The sequence below is a fragment of the Acinetobacter sp. YH16038 genome (assembly GCF_013417275.1).
Classification (GTDB): Bacteria; Pseudomonadota; Gammaproteobacteria; order Pseudomonadales; family Moraxellaceae; genus Acinetobacter.
Window position 1 is genome coordinate 1 of record NZ_VPEG01000139.1, and the last position, 1,633, is coordinate 1,633.

1 protein-coding gene is annotated in these 1,633 nt (G+C 35.0%); it reads left to right on the plus strand.

Annotated elements, in window-relative coordinates:
• Positions 1-498: 498 nt before the first annotated feature.
• The gene (locus tag FTV34_RS17340; RefSeq protein WP_159124544.1) at positions 499-1,434 is read left to right on the plus strand and encodes a replication initiation protein; all 936 of its coding nucleotides are present in this window, start codon (positions 499-501) and stop codon (positions 1,432-1,434) included.
• Positions 1,435-1,633: the final 199 nt, after the last annotated feature.

Below are 1,633 nucleotides of genomic sequence, written 5' to 3' on the forward strand. Positions count from 1 at the left end.
AAGAATATTATTATTGCTTTGTCTGCAAGTAACCGAGCGAGTGTCTACGAGCGATTGAGCAACATCAAAATTCCGTCCACGCCTTTTCCCTGATTACAAGCTCCCTATCCATCAATCACTGTCAATTCAGAGCATCCCGAATGGGTGCGAACTATTGGCATCTGCTTCATGAGCGAAGCGAAAGAAAAAGCACATGAGCGAAGCGAATTCATAGTTGCTTTTGATCTTGCTTTTGCTTTTGAAACGACACGAGCGAAGCGAGTGCCATAGCTTTTGATTTTGCCTTTAATTCTCTTTTATTCTTTTAAAAAGCTTTTAAATACTTTTAGACACCCTTCCAGACAACATATAGCAAGGCTTTCAGACTTTAAAAAACTACAAATGGCATGAACTAAACTACACTATATTTAATGTAGTTTTATGTTAAAAACTACAAAAATCGTGTGCAAAAATAAATCAATATGATATAAAAAACTACTTCTTGCGGAATGTAGTTTCATGGATTATAAAAAAACATACCCTGTATCTTGGGTTGTTATGCAGAATACGATTCAAGAGTGCTTTAAAAGCATGAGTATTGATGAAAAACGCTTATTAATTCTTGCTAGTCCTATAGCTCGGATAATTGATGCAACTGAAAAAGATGCAATCACCATAACATCAGAGAGCTTTGCAAAAGAATGCGGTATAAAAACCAACTCAGCGTATTCGCAAATGGAAGAAGCGAGTAAAAACCTGTTAAGACGTTATTTTTCCTATGGTGATAATAAGAAAAAAACCTACTGTAACTGGGTCATTAGAGCAATATATGAGAATGGTTCAATATCCATATGCTTCCCAGAGGAAGTTCTTTTGATGCTCAAAGAGTTCGACAAATTAAATCCATACACTAAGTACAAGAAAGACATCGTACTCAGTCTGAAAAAAGACTACTCGTTCGACCTATATCATTTAGCAAAAAAATATCAAGCTATGGGACAATTTGAAATGTCCTTAGAGCATATAAAAACTGAGTTAGGTTTGCCAAAGTCCTACGACAAGCTATGTAATTTAAAAGACCGTGTAATTAAGCCTTCATTAGATGAAATTACAGCTAATACAGACATTGAACTCACTTATGAAAACGTTAAACAAGGACGGTCTGTGGTTGGTTTCAAGTTTATTGTGAAAGAGAAGCCTAAGCCAAAACTCATAGCACCCGAGAGAGAGACAAAGACAGTAGAGCTATTTTGTAATATGTCAGATCCCCAAATTAATAAATACAGCACTATTCTATCTAAACTTTCTGAACTTTCTGATCTAAGTAATTTTCCTGACTATCCTACTTTTGCGATTTGGATTAGTGGGATTTTACGAGATCCAAAAAGTGTAAGGGAAGAAACGGCTAAACGAATTTTGAAGGCTCTACATCAAAAAACGGATTTCAAACCATAAAATCAGATTATCCATATGAGCTAACAAATCCCGTGAAACATTGCTTAAATACTAAGCGTGGAACGTGAACAATCATTAAAAAAGCCCAATCGGAGAGGGTTGGGCTTTTTGCTATACGATAAAACTATGATTTATATGAAATAAAAAGAAGCATTTCGTATAACGCGTATTATGTTAATTTTAGGAAATCTTAATCGAA

Excerpts from the sequence above, each read along its gene's own strand:
- FTV34_RS17340 (WP_159124544.1), top strand. The coding sequence starts at position 499 with ATGGATTATAAAAAAACATACCCTGTATCTTGGGTTGTTATGCAGAAT.